Raw genomic sequence first — 21789 nt, forward strand, 5'->3', positions numbered from 1 at the left:
TCTGGCATACCCGGGCCTTCGGGCTTCCTGCCATGACGGTGGCGGCTGCCGCGACACCGGTGGGCCGTCGGCTTCCAGCAGCCGGTGCGCGCGGGGTTTGTGGTGGCAGATCGCGCTCGCGCCACTGCTGCTCTGCTGCCCACCACGCCGCCTTTACCGCAACGGCGTGCCGAACGCGGCGTGGTCGGGGCAGGAGGGGGTGGCGCAACGCGCTGGCCCGCCCGCTGGTGGATCGCCGGCACCTACGGCAAGTCGCCCCTCGCGGCAAGCCGGTACGAGGGCGCCCGCGTCGCCAGCCTCGCCTCGCAGACGTGATCCGCGCCACCGCACCGCACGCTCGCCGCACCAATGCAGGAGCTCGTGACAGCTTCCTGCCGTGTCGTCGATCAAGCCGGGCATTGCGCAGGTATGGTGCAAAATGTCTTCCGGCTACGGGGTCCGTCGACCACTACCCACGAGGTGCAGCCCGATGGGAATGCCTTTCCGTAACCGCCGTGCCTGGCTGAGGTTGGCGGCTGCGCTGACCGCCCTGTGCGCGAGCCTGGCCCCGTCGGCCGCAGGCGGCAGCCTCGCGTCGGCCACGCATGTGTGGAAGCTTCAGTGGACGGACGGCTTCAACGGGCGCGCGGGGAGCCTGCCCGATGCCGATAAGTGGATCATCGATGTTGGCACCGGGTACCCCGGCGGCCCGCCCAACTGGGGGACCGGTGAGGTGCAGACCTACACCACCGACCCGGCCAACATCAGTCACGACGGCCAGGGCAACCTGCGCATCACCCCCCTGCGGGACTCGGCGGGGCAGTGGACTTCCGGCCGCATCGAGACACGCCGCAGCGACTTCCGGCCCCCCGCAGGCGGTCGCATGCGCATCCAGGCCCGCATCCATCTGCCCGCCGTCACCGGCCCGGCCGCCGAAGGGTACTGGCCGGCCTTCTGGACTCTGGGCGCCTCATACCGGGCCGGGGTCCCCTCCCCGACGTCCGGCGAGTTCGACATCATGGAGAACGCCAACGGCCTGAACCGCATCTGGGGCGTCATGCACTGCGGCACGCCCACTGGGGGGCCGTGCAACGAGAGCACCGGCCTGGCCGCCAGCACCACCTGCCCCCCTGCGCGCTGCACCGGCGCCTTCCACACCTACACCCTGGAATGGGACCGCCGCACCTCCACCGAACGGCTGCACTGGTACGTCGACGGACGGCGCTACCACACCGTCAGCTCCACACAAATGACCCCGGTCACCTGGCGAGCGGCCACCGCCCAGGGCCACTTCCTGCTGCTGAACCTCGCCATCGGTGGCGGCTTCCCCAACGCGCTGGCCGGGCACCCCACTCCCACGCCGCAGACCCGCCCGGGCTATCCCATGCTCATCGACTACGTCGCCGTCTCCACCACCGCTCGCCACTGACCCTGACGAAACCAACAGATCTGCAGCCACCTTTCGCGCGGCTCGGACGCTCACGCGTGGTGGCCCTCCCACTGGTGAGGGCCAGCTCCGCGCCACTCCACCCAAGAGGAATCGCCCAGTTCGTCATGGGGCAGCCCGACGTCGCGCCGGAATGCCACCAGCTCGCCGTCCGAGTGAGCCATGCCGAGGCACCGCTCAGCTTCGGCCCGTTGGGTGATCCGCTTGTTCACACCGTCGTCGCTGGCGTCGCACGGGGAAACGGTCTTCCACACCCGCAGGGCAGGATGGAACGACCACCATGGCCACAGCATCGTTCCCGGTGACCGCCGATGAGCCAGAGCGCCTCCGCGTCCTTGAGCGGTACGGCATCCTGGTGGCACCGGCCCCGCCGGACCTGGCGTCGATCGTGGAACTCGCCGCCTACACCTGCGAGGCCCCCCACGCGGTGATCAACATCATCTCCGCCGAACACGCCAACCTGGTCGCCGCCATCGGCTTCGAACCGACCCAATGTGCCCGCAGCAACTCCATGTGCGCGGTCACCATCGTCGAACCCGCCCCCGTCTGCGTCCCCGACGCCAGCCTGGACCCGCGCTTCGCGGACAACCCCTACGTCACCGGCGCCCTTGGCGACATCCGCTTCTACGCCGCCTCCCAGCTTCGCACCCCCGAAGGACCAGTCCTCGGCACTCTCTGCGTCTTCGACACCCAGGTCCGCCAGCTGACCGCCCCACAGCGCGACGCGCTGGACAAGCTGGCCCGGATGGTCGTCGACGTCCTCGACCTGCACCGTCACCAGCGGCTCCTGCATCAGGCCCTGCAAGCGGCCGACCAAGCACGCTCAGAACTCGAACGCTCCAACCGTGCGCTGCAGCAGTTCGCCGGACAGGTCAGCCACGACCTCAAGAACCCGCTGACCGGCATCCTCGGTCACGCCTCCAACCTCGTCGACATCCCGGCGATCGCCAACGACCCCGACGCCACGTTCTGCGCCCAACGGGTCGTCAGGTCCGCGAACCGCATGCGCACCATGATCGAAGACGTGCTCGCCCTGGCCAGCGCGGGCGGACGACTCCACCTGGAAACCATCGACCTGAACGCCCTGGCCCACGCCGTCATCGAGGACCTCGACAGCCCCATCCGCACCCACGGTGCGCGCGTCACCATCGAAAGCCTGCCCACCGTGGTCGGCGACCCGACCCAGCTGCGCGTACTCCTGCAGAACGTCGTCAGCAACGCCCTCAAGTTCCGCAACCCCGAACGATGTTGCCAGATCGCCATCACCGCCGAAACACAACCGCATGGTTCACACATCGCTGTCATCGACAACGGCCGCGGCATCCCGCCCAAGGACCGGCAGCGGGTGATGGAGATGTTCACCCGGCTGGACCAGCACATCGAAGGCTCCGGCATCGGACTGGCCACCTGCCAGCGCATCGCCGCCGCTCACGGCGGCACCCTCCACCTCGAAGAGACACCGGGCGGCGGCACCACCGCCGTACTCACCCTGCCCACCAGCCCCACACCGAACCAGGCTTCCTCCTCGAGATCACCAGATGAGGGATCACGGTCGGAGTCCCACCAAGCCTGACCGCCGTGAGGCAGGCAACTCAGACCGCGGCCTCCCCGCCATCTCAGAAGCCCCCATCAGGCCGCCGCTAAAGGCTGTCCCGTAACTGTGGTTGCCGGACAGTCGTCAGGCGCTCGGGTTCCTCCACAGATACCGCTCGTCCAGGGTCCCGAATCGCACGTCTCCGCGTGCAAGGTCGACGAGGATGGGCCAGCAGTCCAACAGCTGCTCCCTCACATCACGCGAGGCGAGGTACTGCACAGAGTTGTAGGGCACGATCAGAAGCCCGTTGCTCTCACGGACCCGCTCTGCGTCAATGGCCAGAGGCGGCTCGTCATCGCGCTGGCTGCGGGCGAGGAACGTCACCGCGAGTTGCAGGGCCTCGTTCTGCTCCATCATCCGCCTCCAGTCCGTCGACCGAAGGCGTCACCCTAACCGGCCTGGGATGATCTTGGTGTGGCTGATGTGATCACCGTCGGAGTCGTCCTGGATAGCCCCGTTCACCGGGCTTAACCCACGGCAGTTCGGCAAGCTGGTGACGGTGCTGCGACGCGCAGGAGCGGACGCTATCCGCAGGGGCCGGCCGTGGAGGCTTCCGCTGGAGGACCGGGCCTTGCTCGTCGCGGCCTACTGGCGCACGAACCTCACTATGCGGCAGCTTGCCCCGCTGTTCGGGGTGTCGAAGTCGGCGGCGGACCGGATCATCGACCATCTCGGGCCGATGCTCGCTCTCCAGCCCCGCAAGCGGTTCGCCAAGGATGCCGTGCTCATCGTCGACGGAACCCTGGTCCCCACCCGCGACCACACCATCGCCGAGCGGTCGAAGAACTACCGGTACTCCACCAACCACCAGGTCGTTGTCGACGCCGACACCCGCATGGTCGTTGTGGTCGGTCCGCCGCTCTCCGGGAACCGCAACGACTGCAAGGCGTGGGCGGAATCCGGCGCCAAGGCTGCCGTCGGCAAGACCCTCACGATCGCCGACGGCGGATACCCGGGCACCGGACTCGTCACCCCGCACCGCAGGGAGCGCGGCCAGAGTGACCTCCCGGCCTGGAAAGAGGAACACAACCGGTCCCACAAGAAGGTCCGCGCTCGCGTCGAGCACGTCTTCGCCCGGATGAAGACCTGGAAGATCCTCCGCGACCGCCGCCTCAAAGGCGACGGCGTCCACCACGCCATGCTCAGCATCGCCCGCATGCACAACCTCACCCTCGCCGGATAGACCAGCGGGCCACACGACGGCTAACCACGCCCGAGACGCCTCGAAGATCATTTATGGGACAGCCCTTAGCCTCCGCAGCGGCGGCGACCACCGTGTCCAAACGCGTGTCATGCTCCCGCGGGAGGTAGGTGGGCAGGGCCCCGAACCGTTGGGGGCGTCACCGGCACCAAGGGCTGCGTGGACTTCCAGGTCGGCCAGGATGAGCTGGTCATCAAACTCGCCAATCGGGCGGCCGGCGCCCTGCGCCATCCGGGCCCGGACCCACAGATCACGCACCCGCGCCGCCAGGTCCTGGGCATCCCACGCCGCACGGCGGGCCAGCACGGTGGCCACGGACACGGCATCAGCCCGCTTGGCTGGCAGGGAAGGGACGCTGATGCAGCGGCGTACGGTGTCCCGCTTCGGCGATCCCGCCAGATTGTTATTGGTGGCGATGTCCGCGGTGATCTCATCCAGGCTGGGAGCGTCTGCCGCCAGATACACCTCTTACAGCAGCTCTTTCAGCTCCCGCAGTGCACGGGGCCAGCCCACCCGCGCCCGCCCCAGCAGCCGCGGCCGCTTCACGCTCACCTGTCCGCCGCCGTATCGCCACTCATCGCACTATCTTCTCCCCGCCCCGACTACGGCATGGCGTGAACAGCGGATATTTCCGCACTCGTTGACGGATTGTCGCAACTCAGAGTTGATCTTCGTACGGGTTCCAGCGTGAACAGCGAGCCGGCCGGCTACTCAACCGCCCACCACGACCTCGTGGAAAGAAAACCGATGTCCCGCACCCACTCGACCCGCCGCGAGCGCCTGCTCCTGACCGCTGCCGCAGTACGCGGCGCCGTCTCCGGCACCGTCCGGGCCGTTCTCGCCCGGTTCCTGGAACACCTCACCCCGTAACCCTCACAGCGCAGACACCACGCCGGGGGCCGTGCGCCGCACGGCCCCCGGCACGTCGCGCAAACACGCCTCCCGCACCGGAGCCGTGCCTCACGTGGACCTAGTCAGACAGATGACAGCACCAGATGGGGGTGCGAACATCGCCAGTCCGGCCGTGCACGAGCGGGCCGGGTTCTGGGGCACCGCGAGCGCATTGGCCGCCATAACAGCCAACGCGGCCGGATCCTGGTCGAACTCCCGAGCGCAGTTGCCAACTGAGCTGTCCGGAGGGTGCTTCACTTCAACACGCTGAATTTGACAGAGAAGGCGACCCGGAAGGCGAGGATGTCCGTGCAGCGTCCGTCGGCCAGCTCTCCGTCGTCTACGTGATCAACCGACTCACCCGACACTTGTCAGTCCTGGATATCATCTGGATCGGGTAGCCACCCGTAACGGCGCTGTCCCGGCCCCGGCAGTCCATTAATGAGCAGCCAAGGAGCGGCGCCGGTGCCGATCACGGTCGCCAGACCTACGACGGCTGCGCCGATGCGGCGGCCTGTCAGCAGAGTTGAGTGGGGCGAGACGCTCCGCCAGGCCCGAGCCTTGGGCGACGGGCCTTGTCAGATCCTCCACTGAGTACTGGATAGTGGTCGGCAAGCGGCGGGCCCCACGGCTGCCAGATGAATTCGTACAGGGTCGTGCGCCAGCCCACCGGATCCTTCAGCTGCATCCACAACCTGCCCCCACGGCGGTCCCTCTGGTGGTGCTGGGGAACCTGCGCAGCTCTTGCATGGCGGACTCCGGCCCAAGCTGACCTGATGCTCCGCGGTCTACCGCGCACGCACGGGGAGAGCCGGGCGACGTCCTTGTCCCGGATGTCGAAGCCCTCGGTATGGAGCCGGGTGACGGCGGCGTCCATGTATCGGGTGTTGAAGAGCACCAGGGCGTTGAGGACCAGACTGAGCGCGCCGATCTGGTTTTCCATGGCGGACGGAGCCTGATGCTGTGGACTTTCCCGTCGACGTCGCGCTCGCCGAGCTCGTCCCGACCCTGCCGGTCGGGACGGGCTGGCGCTACGAGATGAAATTTACGCGAGTTGGAGCAGCAAGGACTCGCCACGGCCCCGGCGCCGGCGGACATGGCCGCGCCAGCCCGCCAATACCGCGATCAGCGTCCAGCCCGCCGTGCCGCCAATCAGGCCCTCCAGCCGCCCCGCAGCGTCCACGTCATCCGCCTGCTCCATGGGTACAGCTCCCTCTGGGTCACGCATGACGTCGAGCTGGTCACCCACCTTCGGGGCCCACGCGTCGCCGTCGTGGATTAGCTTCTCCTCCAGTTCGTCGCCGTCTGTGGTCCGGAGGGTGAAGCGGTGGTTGTCACTGGACGTTCCGGCCGCGCTGTCGGCCACGATGGCGACACGTTCCCGTACACCGCGCAGTTCCAGTGCGGCCTCGGGCGCGTACTGCACGGCTCCGACGAGGACGAAGAGCGCCGGCACCGACGACAGGACCGTTAGCCACAGGGCCTGGTGGAGCAGTATCAGTGCCACGGCGAAGGCTAGGCACAGCACCACCCCGACGGTGATGGGTACCCATCTCGACCCCAACGTCAGGTAGGCGAGGCCGGTCGTGCCAGCGGCGGTCGCCCAGCCGATAAACACCACCGCGACAGTACGCCGCACCGACTTCCACGGTGGCACTGCCTCGATGGGCGGCTCCTCCGCCCTACCCGCCGGTGCAGTCATGCTGCTGCGTATGCCACCTGGCATTGTCGCTCCTGTGCTGCTGGCTGGACTCCGCCCACACCACCGCCGAGCACCAGGCTCATCGCCATGTTGTCGAAAACAGCCAGTCCGAGCAGGAACCCAGATGGAATGCCGATCAGCATCCCTACAGCAAACCCTGTGCTGATGGACGGTGCTCCGGCTTCCTCGTGGTTCGTCACCCGATCATGGTGCCGAACGACACCTGCGGAGACGAGCCTCAATACGGTCAACCTTCAAGGCCGACCAGGACCTTAAAGAACAAGCTGAGAGCCTGTGTCTGAGCCCCACATGACAAGTTGAGCTGGGCTTCGACACAGGTCAGAGCCCTATCGCATGGATGGATCCACCCGCTGACCTACTGCCGTGTCAACGGGTAGCAACGGCCAAGCTGACCACGTAGCGCTCCTCGATCGTCCTGTTCGGGAAGGCTTCAGTCAGGAGGTCGTGCTCAGCGGCCAGGAACGTCTCGGTGGCGTTCTTGCCGAGGACGAGGAAGTCGGAGTAGCTGGCGAGATTCGCGAGATGCGTTTCGAGTGGGACGCTCCTCGTCCACGACACCTGCCGGGTGACGAAGTTCAGTTCGGGCGGCAGATGGCGGAATCGGGCCATGGGGTCGGGTTCGCTGTCCTCGGCGCCGAATAGGTGGCGCAGGCGGGCGTCTTGGTCGGCTATCCAGCCGACAGTGCTGTCCGAGTCGTTCCACCAGAGGGCAAGTGTGCCGCCGGGGCGCAGTACTCGGAGGGCTTCCGGGACGGACTTGTGCGGGTCGGTCCAGTGCCAGGCCTGGGCATAGGTGACGATGTCGATGGACTCGGAGGCTAGTGGCAGGTTGTTGCCGTCACCGAGCACGACGGGGACATCGGGCAGTCTGAGGCGGAACTGGGAGGCCATTCCGGGGCCGGGCTCGATCGCGATGACGCGCGCACCGCGAGCGTGCAGGAGGGCGGTTGCCAGCCCCGTGCCGGCGCCGATGTCCGCGGCGCGGGCGCCCTTTAAGGGGCGGTCGGCGAGTTCCTCGACCGCATCGAGCAGGGCGGACGGATACGAAGGGCGGTTCGCTGCATAGCTGGCGGCGGCCTTGTCGAAGGAACGGGCCTGCGAAGTGATTGTCATTCGACCATCCTCGGCGGTCCGAAGTGCTTGGCGCAGCACTTTGACGCCGTTTCCCCGGCACGGCATTACCTGGCTCCCGACGGTGGCTTCGTGACTGATGCGCGACACCGCTTATCACCGAATCTGGACAGCACTTGGTGATCACAGGGCAGAAAATGTCGATGAGGGCCGACACCGGTCATGGGCGCACCGAGGCGCGACGCTGATGAGGATCTCCGAAACCTCCACCGCAGCTCGGTTGATCCACCAGACTTGCTCTTGTTTCCCGACGGAGGAGGGACGGCAGGCATGGCGAACAGCGCACTTCTGGTGATGGACGTCCAACGGGACGTCGTGGCCATCGCCGACGACGGTTCCGGATATCTGCCGCGCTTGCGCAGGGCGATCGACGGTGCCCGGGCTGCCGGCATCCCCGTGATCTACGTGGTGATGGGGTTACGGCCGGGCGATCCGGAAGTCAGCCCTCGCAACAGGGTGATGACAAACGCTGTGCGGGCTGGCCTCTTCACCGAGGGGGCCCCTGGTACCGAGATTCATCACGATGTTGCGCCCCAGCAGGGCGACGTGGTGGTTACCAAGAGGCGGGGGAGCGCGTTCTCGGGCAGCGACCTCGACTTGGTACTCAGGGCTCGCGATATCGACAGCCTTGTTCTCACCGGCATCGCCACCAGCGCTGTGGTGCTGTCCACCCTGTGGCACGCCATCGACCTGGACTTCGGCCTCACCGTCCTGGCGGATGCCTGCCTCGACACCGACCCCGAGGTGCACACGATGCTCACCGAAAAGCTGTTCCCGCAGTGGGCAGATGTCGTCGCCGTCGAGGACTGGCTCAAGGCCATCGCACCGCAATAGCGGGAGGCCATCCGGACCCTCACCACGCAGAGCACTCCAAGCGCCCCACCTCAAGCACCCAAGTGATGCCGAAGCAGCCCAAAAGTCGGTCCGAGTCCGGTTGATCGTGCACGGCCGGGCTCGAAGCACCACGTGCTGACCCAGGCGCACGGTATCCCGCTGCGGGTGTCGTTGACGGGCGGGCACAACGATGTCACGCAGATCCTGCCGCTGGTCGACGGCGTGCCGCCGGTGCGGGGCAAGCGGGGCCGGCCTCGGCGCAAGCCCCGGGCGTTGTATGCCGACCGCGGCTACGACCACGACATCTACCGCCGTCGTCTGCGCGAGCGCGGCATCGTCCCGAAGATCGCCCGGCGCGGAGAACCGCACGGCTCGGACCTGGGCCGGGTGCGGTGGGTTGCCGAGTCCGCCATCGCCTGGCTCCACGGCCCACGCCGCTTACGAACCCGCTGGGAAACGCGGGACGACATGCACGACGCGTTCCTCCAGTTCGCCCACTGCATGACCCTCGCCCGCAAGAACCCAGCATTCTGAAAGGACCCCTTAGGCTTTTAGTTCAGAGATGTCACCATTCCGAAGGTGACCGCACCGGTCCAGATCGCCTGTGCCATGACCGCCCGCTCCATCCCATACCGCCAGCCGGCCAGTCGGGGCCGTGCACCGCGCGCCCATCGCCCGGCCGATACCCAACTGGTTTGGCTCTTATGAGACACCGCAGGTCAGCGGATCGCACCTTGTGATCACGGCTCGTCCGGCAGGGTGCCCGGAGTAGGACTAGAAGTTGGGTGCTGCTGCTCGTCCATGCAGGGCACTACGCCCCGATACCCGCGGAGGTGCTGTGATCGTGGCGGCCTTTACAAGATCGAACAGATACCGGAGACCTCGGCGACATCGAAGGTCGCCCCACTGGTGACGGAGCTGCACAGGGAGCGCAGCAGGGCGGATCTGGATCACTGGCCGCTGGCACGGCTTCGGCGGGAGGTTCGCTGTCCGTTTTCGACCCTGTCGCCAGCGGGGTGGAGCGGCCCGCAACCGCGCCATGGCCAACGAAGTAGGCAATGGATAATAAAAAGATCATCAGTGCAGCTTAGAAGAAGCTCAACACCTTTGCTTCATGCTGCAATCACAAGCTTTGCTGTCTGGGCAGATCTTGGACACATCCGGATGGGCGTGTTCAGTTTCAGCGTCTGACCAGCGTGTCTGAAACAGGCCAGCGTGAGCCCGACCAGCTCACCTATGCCTGCAGCACCACGCAATTGGGGGGAACCATGGCACCTCACGCCATCAGAAGATCCGCGCTGCGTGCGCGGGCTCTCTCATAGCATCGGCCGCGCTCGCGCCACAGGCCATCGCCCCAGCGCAGCGGTTGCCGCTGACGCGGCGTGCACTTCGTCGGTGGGCACCTACGTGCTGAGGCCGTCAGGTAGCAGCAACGCTGCCAAGAAGGGGACTCTGGACAAGTACATGGACTGGGCCCCCAAGGAGAGCGGGTCGAGCTTCTTGGACACGGAGTTCACCGCCCAGTACCGGCCACCAGCAAACTGCTCACCGCGCCGAACGGCTTGATCTACGAGATCTCCGGCAGCGACCGCGACGCGCCGCTGCAGGCCTACAAGGACAACACCGCCACTGGCGGTGCGCTGCTGACTCCGGTGAAGTCGTACAAGCTCAACTGGGGCGGGGCCAAGCGGGTGTGGTCGAACGGCGCGCGGATCTTCGTCATAAACGACGACGACACGGTGAATGTGTTCGAGCAGTGTGCACCGGCTACCGGCGACGGCGCCATCAGCCTTATCGCCGCACTGCCCCGCTCGAGCAAGCTGACTGAGCTCATCAGCGCTCAGGACGTGTGGATGGTCGGCTCGGTCATCTACACGTTGAGCATCGATGGTGCCATAACGCACCGCACCTACGTGGAGACCAAGGACACCGCCGGCGCCATCAAGACGGCGCTGGGTGCCACGGTCACCGACAAGACCGGGCTGAGTGGTGTCACGCAGGCGTGGAGCCCCGGTCCCGGTGTCATCAACACTCTCATCACCACTGATGACCCGGACACCACTGGCCGTATCAGCAAGGCCACCACCGACCCGTTCGCCACGATCAACGACGAGGTGACCGTCGGCATCCTGGGTGATGTCATGGCGGCCCCCGCCTCCTGCCTGGCCGATGCCGATCCCAATGTCGTGCCCCACTTCGGCACCCCGCCGGCCGACGAGAACGTCCTGCCGGTCGCACAGGAAGCAGCCGACCCCGACACGCCACGGCCGTCGAACACCGTCACGGGCAAGTTCACGCTGGGCAACGGGCAACGGGCAACGGGCAACGGGCAACGGGCTTCCGGACTGGAGGTCACCGTCACCGCCGCCGACGTCGTCGCCGGTAGCGACAGCGCCGCCGGAGCCAAGGAACCCGAGCTGGGCAGGGCGACCACTGCCGCTGACGGCACCTGGTCGTTGACGCTTCCCTCCGCCCTCCCGGCGGCTGTGCGAACGGCCATGGACGACAACCGCGGAGCGTTGAACCTCAACGCCACCACGACCGGCACCACCACCTCGGGCGTTTCCGTCCTAGGGGTCGACGCCCTGGTCGCCGTACCGCCACGGTCCACAGTGCTGCGGGCCGCCAGCAGCAATGAAGCGGCCGCTGCCGCGGAAGCGATTGACGACGGCCACAGTGTGCCCATGCTGCCGAACACCGTCGACGACGCCGCGGCGGAAGATCCGACGCCGGAGCAGGAGAGGAGGACGTTCGCCGCTCAGGCCGAGGCCGACCCCATGGCGACGGACGACAAGACTCCGACCTGGCAGTCCGACCGCGGTGCCCTGGCCGCCGACTACAACCCCTACCTTGAGGGCGGCAAGGACATCAGCGCAGAGAAGATCACACCCCTCGCGCCGGAGTCGTGTGACAATGCGGTACATGCAGTCCGCCAAGATCAAGTACACGGTGGTCGGAGAGGCCCACGCGAACTGGGACTCCAAGGCGGCGTTCGAGTACGACGAGACCATGAACAGCACCATCGACATCGCCTTCAACAGCAACGGGGACTGGAAGGTCGGCGGCAGCAAGCAGGTGTCGCACGAGACGGGCGTGTCGACGGTTACACCAACAAGGGCTCGTTCTACGCCCGCCAGTACAAGGTGCCGATCGAGTACATCAAGTACAAGCACCAGCGGATCTGTTTCGGCGGTGTCCGCTCCACCTGGTACACCATCGAGGCCGGCCGCTACAAGGTTCCTTCCGGCGGCTCGGTCGGCAAGATCGGCAAGAACGTCTCCTCCAAGGACGGCTACCGTGGCTACTACAGGTCGCCCAAGAGCCATCGGGCCAGGGTGGAGCCGGGGACGTACTTCCAGCTGAGCAGGGAGAAGTCGAGCAAGTTCGGCAACGCCGTCAACTTCATGGGCGTTGCGCTCGGCGTGACCACCGGCTACGACACGAACCACAAGCAGAAGATCACCGCGGGTAACCGCACCAGTGACAAGCACCTGATCTGGGGGAAGAATGGGCCGGTTTCGAGCAAGCCTGGCGTCTTCTACTCCAACTAGGCGCCGCACCGTCCTCGGTGGCCTCGGTTGCTGTCTCGCGCTCCTGGCAGCCGGAGCGGTCTGGCTGATCACGGGCGTACCGACGGGCGGGGTCCGCGAGGGCTCCGCACTCGACGGCGGCACGCAGTCGGCCGGAGACGTAGGCTATGAGCATGCGCAGGTCGGCGAGGAGTACTGGGCAGGGCTGCCCTTGCCTTGGAACATCTCCGCCAGGACGTGGAGATCACCAGAGCGGAGTTCTCTCATGTCCCCAAGGGCCTGAAGGTCATTGAGTACCGGGCTGTCAACGGCAACGAGACCGACGGGAACATTCTGTTCGCCCGCACCGACGGCAGGGGCGGCATACCCAGCCTGTCCAAGGCCCGGAACTATGCCGGGCACCCCTTCACTGTGAAGGCGAAGTCCGGCAGCGACATCTACTACGTCGCCCGGGTCAAAGTCACCGGCCCCATACGCGGGACACTGAAGGACTGCCGCTTCTGGTACCAGCAGGGCTCCCAGCAGTACCAGCAGCAGCTGCACTGCTCAACCATCATCCGCCTGGGACCCCCCATCAAGTACGAGGACTAGGAACGGACCGCCCCGACAAGGGCCTCGCACCCGCCCGCCATGACACGGCCAGCGGGAAGCAGTCAAACGCTCGGCTGAAGGATCTCAGCCGAGCGTTTCACTTGCGTGCACACCGAGGCCGCTTACGTGGCCTCATGGCCCGACGGGTGGGTCAATCGAGGATGTGGAGCTCGATCAATCCGGCCGCCGGCCTCGAATCGATGGGGCGGTCGCCGTCTCCGGCTTCAACTGATATGCGGCTGACATGTCCTACTCCTACATGGCGAAGTAATCCGGCGTGGGGGGGCCGACTCCTACGGGCGTCGGCCGCCCCCCACTGAACCGATGAGAGGTGTGGTGTGCCCTCCCGGCGGCCACACTCAGAGTTCGCCATGAATGCAGGGCCGGCTTCGAGGAACTCCGAGAAATCAAGAAGCATGAGGAGCATGAGAAAGCCAATGGCCGACATCGCTGAGAACGCCCTCCAGCTGGGGCACCCACCAGCCGACCGCGCGGCGGCCCACCCCTTGGCCATCCCCGCCCACACTGTCAGCGTCGCTGATGTGTGGGTCAGCGGCGACCTTGGGTTCGTCCTGCTCTTGCACCGCAGGGACGACGGTCTCATCGCCGAAGAGCTGTACTACTCCCTGCAGCGTACGAACGGTGTCTGGGAGCGCCCGGATCATCTCAGTGGGGGCATCGTCGGCACGGAGTTGGGCACATCGGCCATGGTCGAGGACACGCTCGCCGGGGCTTCTATGTCCGTCGTGGCCGAATCCGAGTCTCTTGTTTACACCGGGCGTGGCTCAGACGGTGACGAAGGAGAAATTGTGCACACGTGGGAGCTTCTGGTGAGCGATGACGCAGACGTCATCGAGATCGAGCGCTTCTCACAGGCTGCCCCCGGGACACCGGCGATCTCCAGACGAGACGTGGCAGGGCCCTTGATGCTCCTCGCTCTGTTGCCCGGCGAACGGGCGCGAGTTTCCGCTCTGCGTAGAGAGAACTCACTGTTCACCCAGTTCGGCAATGTCTTGGACCTACACAACCCGAGCAGTGACCCGCAATGACTTCGCCACCGCGATCTGCCCGTGGGACGGACCGTGGCACAGAAGACCGCCAAACTAAATGCGAGCGTAGCCGAAGGAGCTTGCGCAAAGGCTATGAGAGTGGAGAAGTCCCGGGCAACCTCTGGTACGCGCAGTGGAACAACAAGAACACCACCACCGCTGACTGACCCGGGGACCCCAAGCTCTACACCGACCACAGCCGCGCCCATCAGTACATGGTCAACAGCAAGGAGACCCGCGGCAGCCCCACCACACCGTCGACCGCAATGCTTGGGACGCCCCGGTGGTCATCACCGGATAGAGGCCGGATCAGCCACGATCCTGCTGAATCTGCACCGGGTTATAGGGCACACCTTCCATCTGTGTGCCCTGCGCGGCTGCCGGACAGCAACACTGGCACGACATGCCGGTCCCGCCGAACGCACCGTCGTCCGCCCGCGTTCGGCGCACCACAGCAGGTCTGGGAAGATGGCCGGCAGCCGTCCGTGCCGGGCCCGGGGACCTGCGGGCGGCGAGAGGCGGGCGGGTACGGGCAGCGGGCGGGAGAGCGGAGCGGTGCGGCACATGCCGGAGTACCCGGAGTACCTCGCCGCGGTCGTGTTCGCCGCGGGCGGCGTCATCAACGCCCTGCTGGCACCGCACCGGTTCTCCACCGCCGTCCTGTTCTGCCTCGCGGTGACCTCTGCCGGACTCGGCGTGGCCGGTCGCAGTGCGGCAGCCCACCCGACCATCGCCACCGTCCTCGCCGTCGCCGCCCTGCTCCTGGCGCTCGCGCTGGGCCTGCTGCTGCTGGCCGACAGTGTCCTCCTGGTCCGGCGTTACGGACCGCAGGCAGCCCTGCTGGCGACCGGGGCGGCCGGCTGCGCGGTGCTGGCGGTGCTCGGCCTCGACGCGGTCTTCCACGTGGTCGGCGGCGAGGCGTTCGGTGCCCTCGTGCTCGCGGTGAACGCGGCCGCGGGCTACCTCACTCTGCTCTTCCTCGTCTTCGCCGGCTACGTAATCGTCCGGGGCCGTAGAACCCCCCTGCCGGAAACCACCCATGTCGTCGTCCTGGGCGCCGGGCTCAACGGCGACCGGCCCGGCCCGCTGCTGACCCGCAGGCTGGAGCGCGCCCTCGCGATCGACTCCGCCCGCGCACCGGACACGCCTGGTGTGGTCTTCGTCGTCTCGGGCGGCCAGGGCGACGACGAGGTCCGATCCGAGGCGGACGCGATGGCCGACTATCTGCGCGGACGCGGAGTGCCCGCCGACCGGATCGTGCGGGAAGACCGCTCCGTCAACACCGGGCAGAACCTCCGCTTCAGCGCGGCCCTCGTCGATGGCACCACTCCCGGCCACCGTGCCACGGTGGTCACCAGCGGCTTCCACGTCTACCGCACGACCCTGCTGGCCCGCCGCGCCGGCGTGCCCGTGCACGTCGTGGGCGCGCCGACCTCCCCCGCCTACTGGCTGGCCGCGACACTGCGCGAATTTGCCGCCATCCTGTGGCTGGACCGCCTCCCCCTGGTCGGACTCAGCCTGCTGCTGGCAGTGCCGGTGGCGACGGCGGTCTTTGAGCACTGAAGCGTCGGCCGCAGACCTCGTAGAGGTTCTAGGACGACGTTTCTTATGGTGAGCTGCTCGGGTGGAGGAGAAGCACTCGGCTCGCCGTGCGGGGTCGCTCCGGTCAGCGGGGCATGCAGCGACTCAGCTCGCGTGCCTTCTCGCGCAGTCCTGCCGCCCAAGATCCGCCTTCCGCCCGGGCGGACATCCCTGTGACGGCAGAGACCTGCGCGTCTTTGAGCGGGCCGTCCGGGGCGGCGCCGAGCTGTGCCCAGTCCACCTCGATTCCGGCGCGCTCTGCAAGGGCTAGCACAGTGGTGGTGAAGCCGTCGGAGAGGGCCAGCACTATGGCGTGGCTCGTTCTTCGATGGTGCGCCAGCAGGGCTTTGACGAAGGTTTCGAAGGTGACCAAGTCGATCTGGCACTCGTCGTTCTCCATGGGGCCAATACCCGACGAGAGTTCTAGTTCCGCCTCGAAGACCGCTACTTGCCGCCGGAACATGCGGGAGGTCCCATTGGACGGGTTCCACAGGGTCTCGTCGCCTATGTCGAAGTACTGACTCATTGTGGCCCCTTCAGTCGATCACGGCAGGCCAGCGTATCCAGTCGGATCATCACCGTGGCCGGAGTTACGTCCTGGCCAGACGGCGGTCGCAGATGAGGGCTGCGGCGATGCCGACGAAGGCGAGGAAGTGCTCGGGCTTGCGTTCGTAGCGGCGGTGCAGGCGTCGGCAGCCTGCCAGCCATGACACCGTTCGCTCGATGACCCAGCGGTGACGGCCCAACCGCTTCGAGGACTCGGTTCCCTTGCGTGCGATGCGGTGGGCGATACCGCGCTCGCGGAGCCATCGGCGCAGGTGGTCGTAGTCGTAGCCCTTGTCGGCGTGCAGCTTCGCCGGCCGCCGGCGACGTGGGCCGCGGCGGGAACGGATGGGAGGGATGCCGCGCACGAGCGGTTCGAGGTCCTGACTGTTCCAGCTCACCCAGGGCACCGAGTCCATCAAGGATGACGCGGTGGAGCTTCGCCCATACCCGGGCCCGGCTCCACTGGGCGAAGCGCCGGTAGACCGTGGGCCAGGCCGGTCCGAACACCGGAGGGAGTTGCCGCCACGTGCAACCCGAAGTGGCCACGAAGATGATCGCCGCCAGGGCCTCGCGGTCGCCCGCCCGTCGGCGGCCCCCACCTTTCCGGCCGCTTGGTCATCGGCCCGTAAAGCCGGGAGCCCCTGTCTTCACAGTGGTCGTGACCTGCGGGTACTGTTTCGCCGCTGTCGTGCGGACGAACGTGATGCCGTCCATTCGCCTTGGGGGAGGGATCGGCAGCCATCCATTCACTGTGGGGGCACATTGAACCTGCGTACGCGCCGCAGATCCGCGGCGCTCACCACTGCCGTCGCTTTCGCGGCGGGCCTCATCGCCGGACTTCCCGGGCCGGCCGCCGCCGTTCCCGGAAACTGGCCGGCCACCGACGGGAAGCTGCTCTACACGGACGTCGGCGGTCAGATGGCATTCGTCCGTCCCGACGGGTCATCGTGGTCCCAGTTCCACCCGACGGGAGACCAGGGCGCCTGGTCCGCCGACGGCAGCCAGGTCGCCTTCGTGAACCACTACGACGACCACATCCGCACGGCATGGGCCGACTCCGAGACCACCGGCGCCGACATCGCCATGCCAGCGGGCAGTGGCTGGCATCCTGCCGATCCGACCTTCTGGTACGGCGGCGGCGACATCGTCTTCACGGCCGGCGGCCGGCTGCGGCTGACCGCGGCCGACGGCACACGCACACCGAAGGCCCTGTTCGGCACCGATGTCGACGGCTGCGACTCCGAGCCCAGTGGCGCGGTGAACGGCATGCTGGCCTTCGTACGCACGGGCACGAGCTGCGGGACCGCGGGCGCCCCGGCCGTCTGGGTCTACAACGGCCGCTCCGGGGCGTTCACCAAGCTGGCCGACGACGCGAAGGACCCGAGCATCTCCCCGGACGGCCGGTCGGTGGCCTTCACACGGTCGGTCGACGGGCACAGGCAGCTCTTCAAGGTCAACACCGACGGCACCGGGCTCACCCAGCTCACCACGGACGCCGTGGACCACAACCGGCCCGCCTGGTCGCCGCAGGGCGACCGGATCGCGTACGACGTCTTCGTCTCCGGCGATCCCGACGTCCCCAGCGGACCCCAGGTGTGGATCCACGACCTCGGCACGGGCACGCAGACGCAGGTGCCCCAGGGCACCGGCACCGACGTGGCCTGGCAGCCGCTCAGGGACAACGCGATCTCCCGGGTCTACGGCTCCGACACCTACGACACCAACATCGCGTCGTCCAAGTGGACCTGGAACACGGTCGGCGTCGGCGCAACCGGCCTGCCGAACGCGAACGCGGCCGTGCTCATCAGCAAGTCCGACGCGGCCTACGCCACCACCGCGACCTCGCTGGCCGGCAAGAAGCGGGGGCCGGTGCTGATGACCTCCGGGACGGGCCTGGACTCCTCGGTGCAGACGGAGCTCAAGCGCATGCTGCCCAAGGGCAGGACGGTGTACCTGGTCGGCGGCACCAAGATCCTCAGCAGCGCGGTGGCGTCCAAGGTGACCTCGCTCGGGTACGTGGCCAAGCGGCTGTCCGACGTCTCGCGCTACTCGACCTCGGTCGCCGTGGCCAAGGCCATCACCAGCGCGCCGAAGTACGTCTTCCTCGCCACCGGCACCGACTACCACAACGCCCTCGCGGCGAGTTCTGCCGCCGGTTCCATGGGCTCCGCCGGTACCGCGACCGTCCTGCTGACCGACGGTTCGACCATGACTGCGTCGGTCTACGGGTACCTCAACAAGTACCGTCCCGGCACGACGAAGATCATTACGGTGGGGGCCGACGCCGAGTCGGCGCTGACCAAGGCGTACAAGGCCGGGAAGATGCCGAACTGGCCCGGCTCATACAGCTACTACCGGGTAGCCGGCTCTACGCCGCAGTCGAACGCCATGCGGCTCGCCGACCTGTGGTGGTCGCTGCCGTCGAACGCCGCCGTGGCCTCCGTGGGGAGCTGGCGGGGCGGTGTCTCCGCGTCCTCGGCGATGACCACCTACGGCCCGCTGCTGTGGACCGACGTCACCTCACTGTCGTACGACTCGAAGCGGTACCTGATGCGGATGTCGTCGAGCATGTACCACGTGGCCGTCTTCGGCGGCTCGGGATCGGTCGACGCCTCCGTCATCCCCAAGATCGGTGCGGCGATCGGCGTGGGCACCCACTACGTCTACACGCCGTACTACAAGGGCGTGGCGCCGCAGACCACGGCCGCGCAGCCGCTGTCCGGCGGCACTGGGTCAGCGCCGAGCCCGGATCTCGCGCCACTGCGGGTGACGGCCACGAAGTAGCCCTCGCGGACGTCAGGGCCCGACCGGTCAGCCGGTCGGGCCTTCGTCGCGGCCGCTCGGACGATGCCGCGGGGACCGGCCTGGCGTTCGGTCGGCTCCGCCGCGTACTCGCTCGTCAGAACGTTTCCGTCGCCACCCACATTATGTGTTGTCAAGTCTTCTTTGCAGCTCACATGGGTTACTGCGCTTCTGGCACGTGAGGCAAGTAGTCGGCGGCACGTGAGACTCAGGTCTTCGGGGTCGTACAGGTGGGCTCGCCTGATCCGAAAGGGGCGTCGTGGTACGTCAGCCGAAGCTGCGGAGCGAGGTGGCGACGTACCCCAGCAGGACGAGGCAGCAGCTGCCGACGGCGACGAGCATCTGCGGAAGGCTCGGCTGGCTCCCCAGCATCAGGGGACTCCAGCCCCAGAACACCAGCACGGTCAGCGCCGTGCGCACGGTCTGCAACGGCGCCGACCAGGCTGCCTCCTGGAGGTCGTCGGCGTCGGGCACGAGGGCGAACACCGGGGTCAGGATCGCGCCGATGAGCGTGACGACGATGAAGGCGATCAACGAGCCCACGCCCAACTCGTCGTCCTGGAAAGCCTTCCAGCGGTTCTCGGCGAGCGTGGGCAGGTCCTTGCTCTCATTGACGTAACCGCCGAGACCGGGGTCCGACCGGGCCCACAGGACGTCGACCTCGGTTCCTTTGCCGGGCTTGTCGTACGTGAAAGCACCGCGCACGGTGAGCCGTTCGGCACCGCCGGGCACGGAGACCACGAGCCGGGACGCGTATCCCTTCACGACACCGTCGCTCAACTCCTGTCGTGTGGACTGTCGTTCCACGACCGCCGCGGTGCTCACCTCCGCGCCCGCATCTCGCAGGGCGTCGAGCTTGTCGCCCGCGTTGGACGAGGTAAGGAGAGCGACGGCGAACACGGCGGAGGAGAACGCGACGAGGAGCCAGAGGGCACCGGTGCGAAGCTTGACCCAGAACTCGTCCGTGAATCCGTCGTCCTTGGGCTCGTGGCGCAGCGCCCACAGCGCCACAACCCGCAATACCGCACACCCTACGGCGACGGCACCCCACACGAAGGGTTCGTGCCAGGGCCGGGCCATGGCGGTGGCCCCCAACAGCCACATGCGCCGAACGCACAGATCCTCCCGATGAACATGTGAAACGGCCTCACCGGCGCGCTGATCGACGTGCCGACGTACGCGGCCCGGGACGAGCAGGAAACCACCCCCGGCGAACACCATCTCCGTCGGGGGTGGTTTCCTGCCCCAGCAGCAGCTTCGGGTAGCGCTCGCTGCAGGCCACCACCCTCCGCAGGGGCCAGCGCGGTTCGATGGTCAACGGCGTGAGCAGGCCCCCGGTCTACGGGCCGTACGAGTACGGGAACCCGGCACACGAGGCCATCTTCGGAGTGCCGGCCGAGCGCGTTCACCAAGCGCTCCAGCGCACCCGGGTCGACTGGGAGGCCGACTACGCAAAGTGGCGCCGGGAGAAACCCGGATCTCGCCGCAGACGTGGCTCAGGCCGTCGCACCGAACCCCCGGTAACAGTGACGACGAAAGGCCCCTCAGACGAGGGGCCGTTTTCTATCGAGAGGGCAGGCGTGGTCGCGCGGTCCACTGACGACAACGACCAACCCGCCCCCCACACCTCGTCACCGCAACAACGGCCCCGCGCCCGCCCATGAAGCCATCGCCTTAGCTTGTTCTTTAACCTTTCCACCGTTCTAGGGCGATGAGGGTCTTCTCGCGGCGGACGGTTTTGCCCACGTCGTAGCGGGGTGCCCGGTGTCTGTTCTTCGTGCCGGGTGGCCGTCCGGGGCCGGCCCGGTGGGGTTTCGGTGCTCTGGCGGGGCAGGCCATGTGCTGGTGGAGGTTCCGAAAGGTCCGGCGGACCCGGGCGGGGGTGAGCCGGTTCGGTGCTGCTGGCTTCTCCCACGGGTGCCGCAGGTCCCGGAACAGTGGGCGGGCGAGCCGGAGCTGGGTGTAGGCGGCGATGATCAGCCAAGTCCACCGGTGGGGAGTGGACGGTGGGGATGGATCGTTCCGGACGGCTTGTGGGAGTTGGCAAGGCCGTTGCTGCCGGCGGCGAGAGTTCGTCCGCAGGGCGGCGGGGTCGCGAACATCGATGATGAGGCCGTGTTTGCCGCGATCATCTACGTCCTGGTCAGCGGCTGCGCCTGGCGGGCGTTGCCACCGTGCTTCGGAGCGTCGAAGTCGACCGTGCACCGCCGCTTCGCCATCTGGTCTCGTGCCGGAGTCTGGGGCCGACTGCATCAGAAGGTTCTCCAACTCCTGGACGAGCAGGACCTGGTCGACCTGTCCTGTGCGGTCCTCGATGCCGCCCACGTGAGGGCTAAAAAATGGGGGGCGAACTTGCAGGTCCGAGCCCCGTGGACCGAGGTAAGCCAGGTTCCAAGATGCATGTCCTGTCCGACGCGAACGGACTGCCCTTACGGGTCGGGCTCTCCGCGGCCAGCACCCACGACAGTCTCGCTCTGAAGCCGATGCTGTCCCATTTCCACATGGGACACGAATCCCACGCGGCCGACTCCAAACCCGTGCGCCTTCATGCAGACAAGGCGTACGACATCCCTCACCTGCGGCGATGGCTGTGGGGCAAACGCATCGGCGTCCGTATCGCCCGCAAGGGCATCGACTCCAGCGAGCGGCTCGGCCGTCGCAGGTGGGTCATCGAACGCACCATGTCCTGGCTGACCGGCTACCGCCGTCTCAACCACCGCTACGAGCGGAAGCCAGGCAACTACCTGGCCTTTCTCGGACTGGCATCCGCTCTCTGCTGCTACAAGCGGTTCCTCAAACTGACCATGTAGGACACGGTCTAAGCGGTCTTGAGTGAGTGCGTTGTGGTTGGCGCCACTGCCGCGGCTCGTGTCATGGCGCGTGTGCATGC

General features: G+C 67.2%; 18 protein-coding genes and 5 pseudogenes. 14 read left to right on the forward strand and 9 right to left on the reverse strand.

Going from position 1 to position 21789, the window contains the following annotated elements; translation table 11 throughout:
• Positions 1-102 precede the first annotated feature (102 nt).
• From HNR57_RS26790 to HNR57_RS26800, 3 genes are all read left to right on the forward strand, one after another.
• Positions 103-315 carry a hypothetical protein gene (locus HNR57_RS26790; protein ID WP_184563654.1) on the forward strand — a complete coding sequence of 71 codons (213 nt, stop codon included), beginning with the start codon at positions 103-105 and terminating at the stop codon, positions 313-315.
• 154 nt (positions 316-469) lie between these two features.
• Positions 470-1408, forward strand: coding sequence for a glycoside hydrolase family 16 protein (locus HNR57_RS26795; RefSeq protein ID WP_184563656.1), 939 nt, complete (start codon positions 470-472; stop codon positions 1406-1408).
• A 298-nt stretch (positions 1409-1706) separates the two neighbouring features.
• Positions 1707-2999 carry a GAF domain-containing sensor histidine kinase gene (locus HNR57_RS26800; RefSeq protein WP_184563658.1) on the forward strand — a complete coding sequence of 431 codons (1293 nt, stop codon included), beginning with the start codon at positions 1707-1709 and terminating at the stop codon, positions 2997-2999.
• Positions 3000-3104: 105 nt separating this feature from the next.
• Here the strand turns inward: HNR57_RS26800 and HNR57_RS26805 are convergent, their stop codons facing one another.
• Positions 3105-3374: a YrhB domain-containing protein gene (locus HNR57_RS26805; protein ID WP_246554955.1), complete on the reverse strand. Its 270-nt coding sequence runs from the start codon at positions 3372-3374 to the stop codon at positions 3105-3107.
• Positions 3375-3468: 94 nt separating this feature from the next.
• Between HNR57_RS26805 and HNR57_RS26810 the strand changes: the two genes are divergently transcribed.
• Together HNR57_RS26810 and HNR57_RS26815 are read left to right on the forward strand one after the other, a co-directional pair.
• Positions 3469-4203, forward strand: a complete 735-nt coding sequence (locus tag HNR57_RS26810; RefSeq protein ID WP_184563765.1) for a transposase — start codon at positions 3469-3471, stop codon at positions 4201-4203.
• 705 nt (positions 4204-4908) lie between these two features.
• Entirely contained in the window at positions 4909-5091 is a 183-nt protein-coding gene (locus tag HNR57_RS26815; RefSeq protein WP_184563661.1) for a hypothetical protein, read from the forward strand.
• An 814-nt stretch (positions 5092-5905) separates the two neighbouring features.
• On the opposite strand, the pseudogene HNR57_RS40645 reads toward HNR57_RS26815, so the two are convergent.
• The 4 genes and pseudogenes from HNR57_RS40645 to HNR57_RS26835 form a co-directional block, all read right to left on the reverse strand.
• Positions 5906-6073: pseudogene (locus HNR57_RS40645) on the reverse strand (Tn3 family transposase); the annotation flags it as partial.
• A gap of 84 nt (positions 6074-6157) precedes the next feature.
• Positions 6158-6751 carry a hypothetical protein gene (locus HNR57_RS26825; protein ID WP_313674846.1) on the reverse strand — a complete coding sequence of 198 codons (594 nt, stop codon included), beginning with the start codon at positions 6749-6751 and terminating at the stop codon, positions 6158-6160.
• A gap of 59 nt (positions 6752-6810) precedes the next feature.
• Entirely contained in the window at positions 6811-7014 is a 204-nt protein-coding gene (locus HNR57_RS26830; RefSeq protein WP_184563665.1) for a hypothetical protein, read from the reverse strand.
• Between the two features lie 187 nt (positions 7015-7201).
• Positions 7202-7948 carry a class I SAM-dependent methyltransferase gene (locus tag HNR57_RS26835; protein ID WP_184563767.1) on the reverse strand — a complete coding sequence of 249 codons (747 nt, stop codon included), beginning with the start codon at positions 7946-7948 and terminating at the stop codon, positions 7202-7204.
• A gap of 288 nt (positions 7949-8236) precedes the next feature.
• Here HNR57_RS26835 and HNR57_RS26840 point away from each other — a divergent pair, with 288 nt between their 5' ends.
• The 7 genes and pseudogenes from HNR57_RS26840 (at position 8237) to HNR57_RS26865 (ending at position 15533) form a co-directional block, all read left to right on the forward strand.
• Complete coding sequence (locus HNR57_RS26840; protein WP_184563667.1) at positions 8237-8800, forward strand: cysteine hydrolase family protein; 564 nt, start codon at positions 8237-8239, stop codon at positions 8798-8800.
• A gap of 81 nt (positions 8801-8881) precedes the next feature.
• Positions 8882-9334: pseudogene (locus tag HNR57_RS26845) on the forward strand (transposase); the annotation flags it as partial.
• Between the two features lie 1028 nt (positions 9335-10362).
• Positions 10363-12351, forward strand: a complete 1989-nt coding sequence (locus HNR57_RS26850; RefSeq protein WP_184563669.1) for a hypothetical protein — start codon at positions 10363-10365, stop codon at positions 12349-12351.
• A gap of 195 nt (positions 12352-12546) precedes the next feature.
• The gene (locus tag HNR57_RS26855; protein WP_184563671.1) at positions 12547-12921 is read left to right on the forward strand and encodes a hypothetical protein; all 375 of its coding nucleotides are present in this window, start codon (positions 12547-12549) and stop codon (positions 12919-12921) included.
• Positions 12922-13358: 437 nt separating this feature from the next.
• The gene (locus HNR57_RS26860; protein ID WP_184563673.1) at positions 13359-13970 is read left to right on the forward strand and encodes a hypothetical protein; all 612 of its coding nucleotides are present in this window, start codon (positions 13359-13361) and stop codon (positions 13968-13970) included.
• A gap of 107 nt (positions 13971-14077) precedes the next feature.
• A pseudogene (locus HNR57_RS39785) lies at positions 14078-14271 on the forward strand (glycoside hydrolase domain-containing protein); the annotation flags it as partial.
• Between the two features lie 263 nt (positions 14272-14534).
• Complete coding sequence (locus HNR57_RS26865; protein WP_184563675.1) at positions 14535-15533, forward strand: YdcF family protein; 999 nt, start codon at positions 14535-14537, stop codon at positions 15531-15533.
• A 103-nt stretch (positions 15534-15636) separates the two neighbouring features.
• Here HNR57_RS26865 and HNR57_RS26870 read toward each other — a convergent pair whose 3' ends face one another.
• Together HNR57_RS26870 and HNR57_RS26875 are read right to left on the reverse strand one after the other, a co-directional pair.
• Positions 15637-16077: a DUF6086 family protein gene (locus HNR57_RS26870; protein WP_184563677.1), complete on the reverse strand. Its 441-nt coding sequence runs from the start codon at positions 16075-16077 to the stop codon at positions 15637-15639.
• A gap of 64 nt (positions 16078-16141) precedes the next feature.
• Positions 16142-16712, reverse strand: a pseudogene (locus HNR57_RS26875) (transposase); the annotation flags it as partial.
• Between the two features lie 147 nt (positions 16713-16859).
• Between HNR57_RS26875 and HNR57_RS26880 the strand changes: the two are divergent.
• Positions 16860-18881 (forward strand): cell wall-binding repeat-containing protein, encoded by a 2022-nt coding sequence (locus tag HNR57_RS26880; RefSeq protein ID WP_184563679.1) that lies wholly within the window; start codon positions 16860-16862, stop codon positions 18879-18881.
• Positions 18882-19166: 285 nt separating this feature from the next.
• Here the strand turns inward: HNR57_RS26880 and HNR57_RS26885 are convergent, their stop codons facing one another.
• Positions 19167-20003: a hypothetical protein gene (locus tag HNR57_RS26885; RefSeq protein WP_184563681.1), complete on the reverse strand. Its 837-nt coding sequence runs from the start codon at positions 20001-20003 to the stop codon at positions 19167-19169.
• 582 nt (positions 20004-20585) lie between these two features.
• Positions 20586-20906, reverse strand: a pseudogene (locus HNR57_RS39790) (NF041680 family putative transposase); the annotation flags it as partial.
• Between HNR57_RS39790 and HNR57_RS26890 the strand changes: the two are divergent.
• Positions 20892-21709 (forward strand): IS5 family transposase gene (locus HNR57_RS26890; RefSeq protein WP_184563768.1). Its coding sequence is split into 2 segments (ribosomal slippage): positions 20892-21239 and positions 21242-21709, totalling 816 coding nucleotides; the frame shifts between segments, so codons are not numbered across the junction. The pseudogene HNR57_RS39790 and the gene HNR57_RS26890 overlap by 15 nt on opposite strands.
• The last annotated feature ends 80 nt before the right edge of the window (positions 21710-21789 follow it).

Origin of the sequence: Streptomyces paradoxus, assembly GCF_014202475.1 — a bacterium.
Lineage (GTDB): Bacteria > Actinomycetota > Actinomycetes > Streptomycetales > Streptomycetaceae > Streptomyces > Streptomyces paradoxus.

What these genes read in the sequence shown, in the direction of transcription:
- HNR57_RS26840 (WP_184563667.1), top strand. Translation starts at nt 8,237, where the DNA reads ATGGCGAACAGCGCACTTCTGGTGATGGACGTCCAACGGGACGTCGTG.
- HNR57_RS26865 (WP_184563675.1), top strand. Translation starts at nt 14,535, where the DNA reads ATGCCGGAGTACCCGGAGTACCTCGCCGCGGTCGTGTTCGCCGCGGGC.
- HNR57_RS26795 (WP_184563656.1), top strand. Translation starts at nt 470, where the DNA reads ATGGGAATGCCTTTCCGTAACCGCCGTGCCTGGCTGAGGTTGGCGGCT.
- HNR57_RS26800 (WP_184563658.1), top strand. Translation starts at nt 1,707, where the DNA reads ATGGCCACAGCATCGTTCCCGGTGACCGCCGATGAGCCAGAGCGCCTC.
- HNR57_RS26805 (WP_246554955.1), bottom strand. Translation starts at nt 3,374, where the DNA reads ATGGAGCAGAACGAGGCCCTGCAACTCGCGGTGACGTTCCTCGCCCGC.
- HNR57_RS26835 (WP_184563767.1), bottom strand. Translation starts at nt 7,948, where the DNA reads ATGACAATCACTTCGCAGGCCCGTTCCTTCGACAAGGCCGCCGCCAGC.
- HNR57_RS26860 (WP_184563673.1), top strand. Translation starts at nt 13,359, where the DNA reads ATGGCCGACATCGCTGAGAACGCCCTCCAGCTGGGGCACCCACCAGCC.
- HNR57_RS26870 (WP_184563677.1), bottom strand. Translation starts at nt 16,077, where the DNA reads ATGAGTCAGTACTTCGACATAGGCGACGAGACCCTGTGGAACCCGTCC.
- HNR57_RS26885 (WP_184563681.1), bottom strand. Translation starts at nt 20,003, where the DNA reads ATGTGGCTGTTGGGGGCCACCGCCATGGCCCGGCCCTGGCACGAACCC.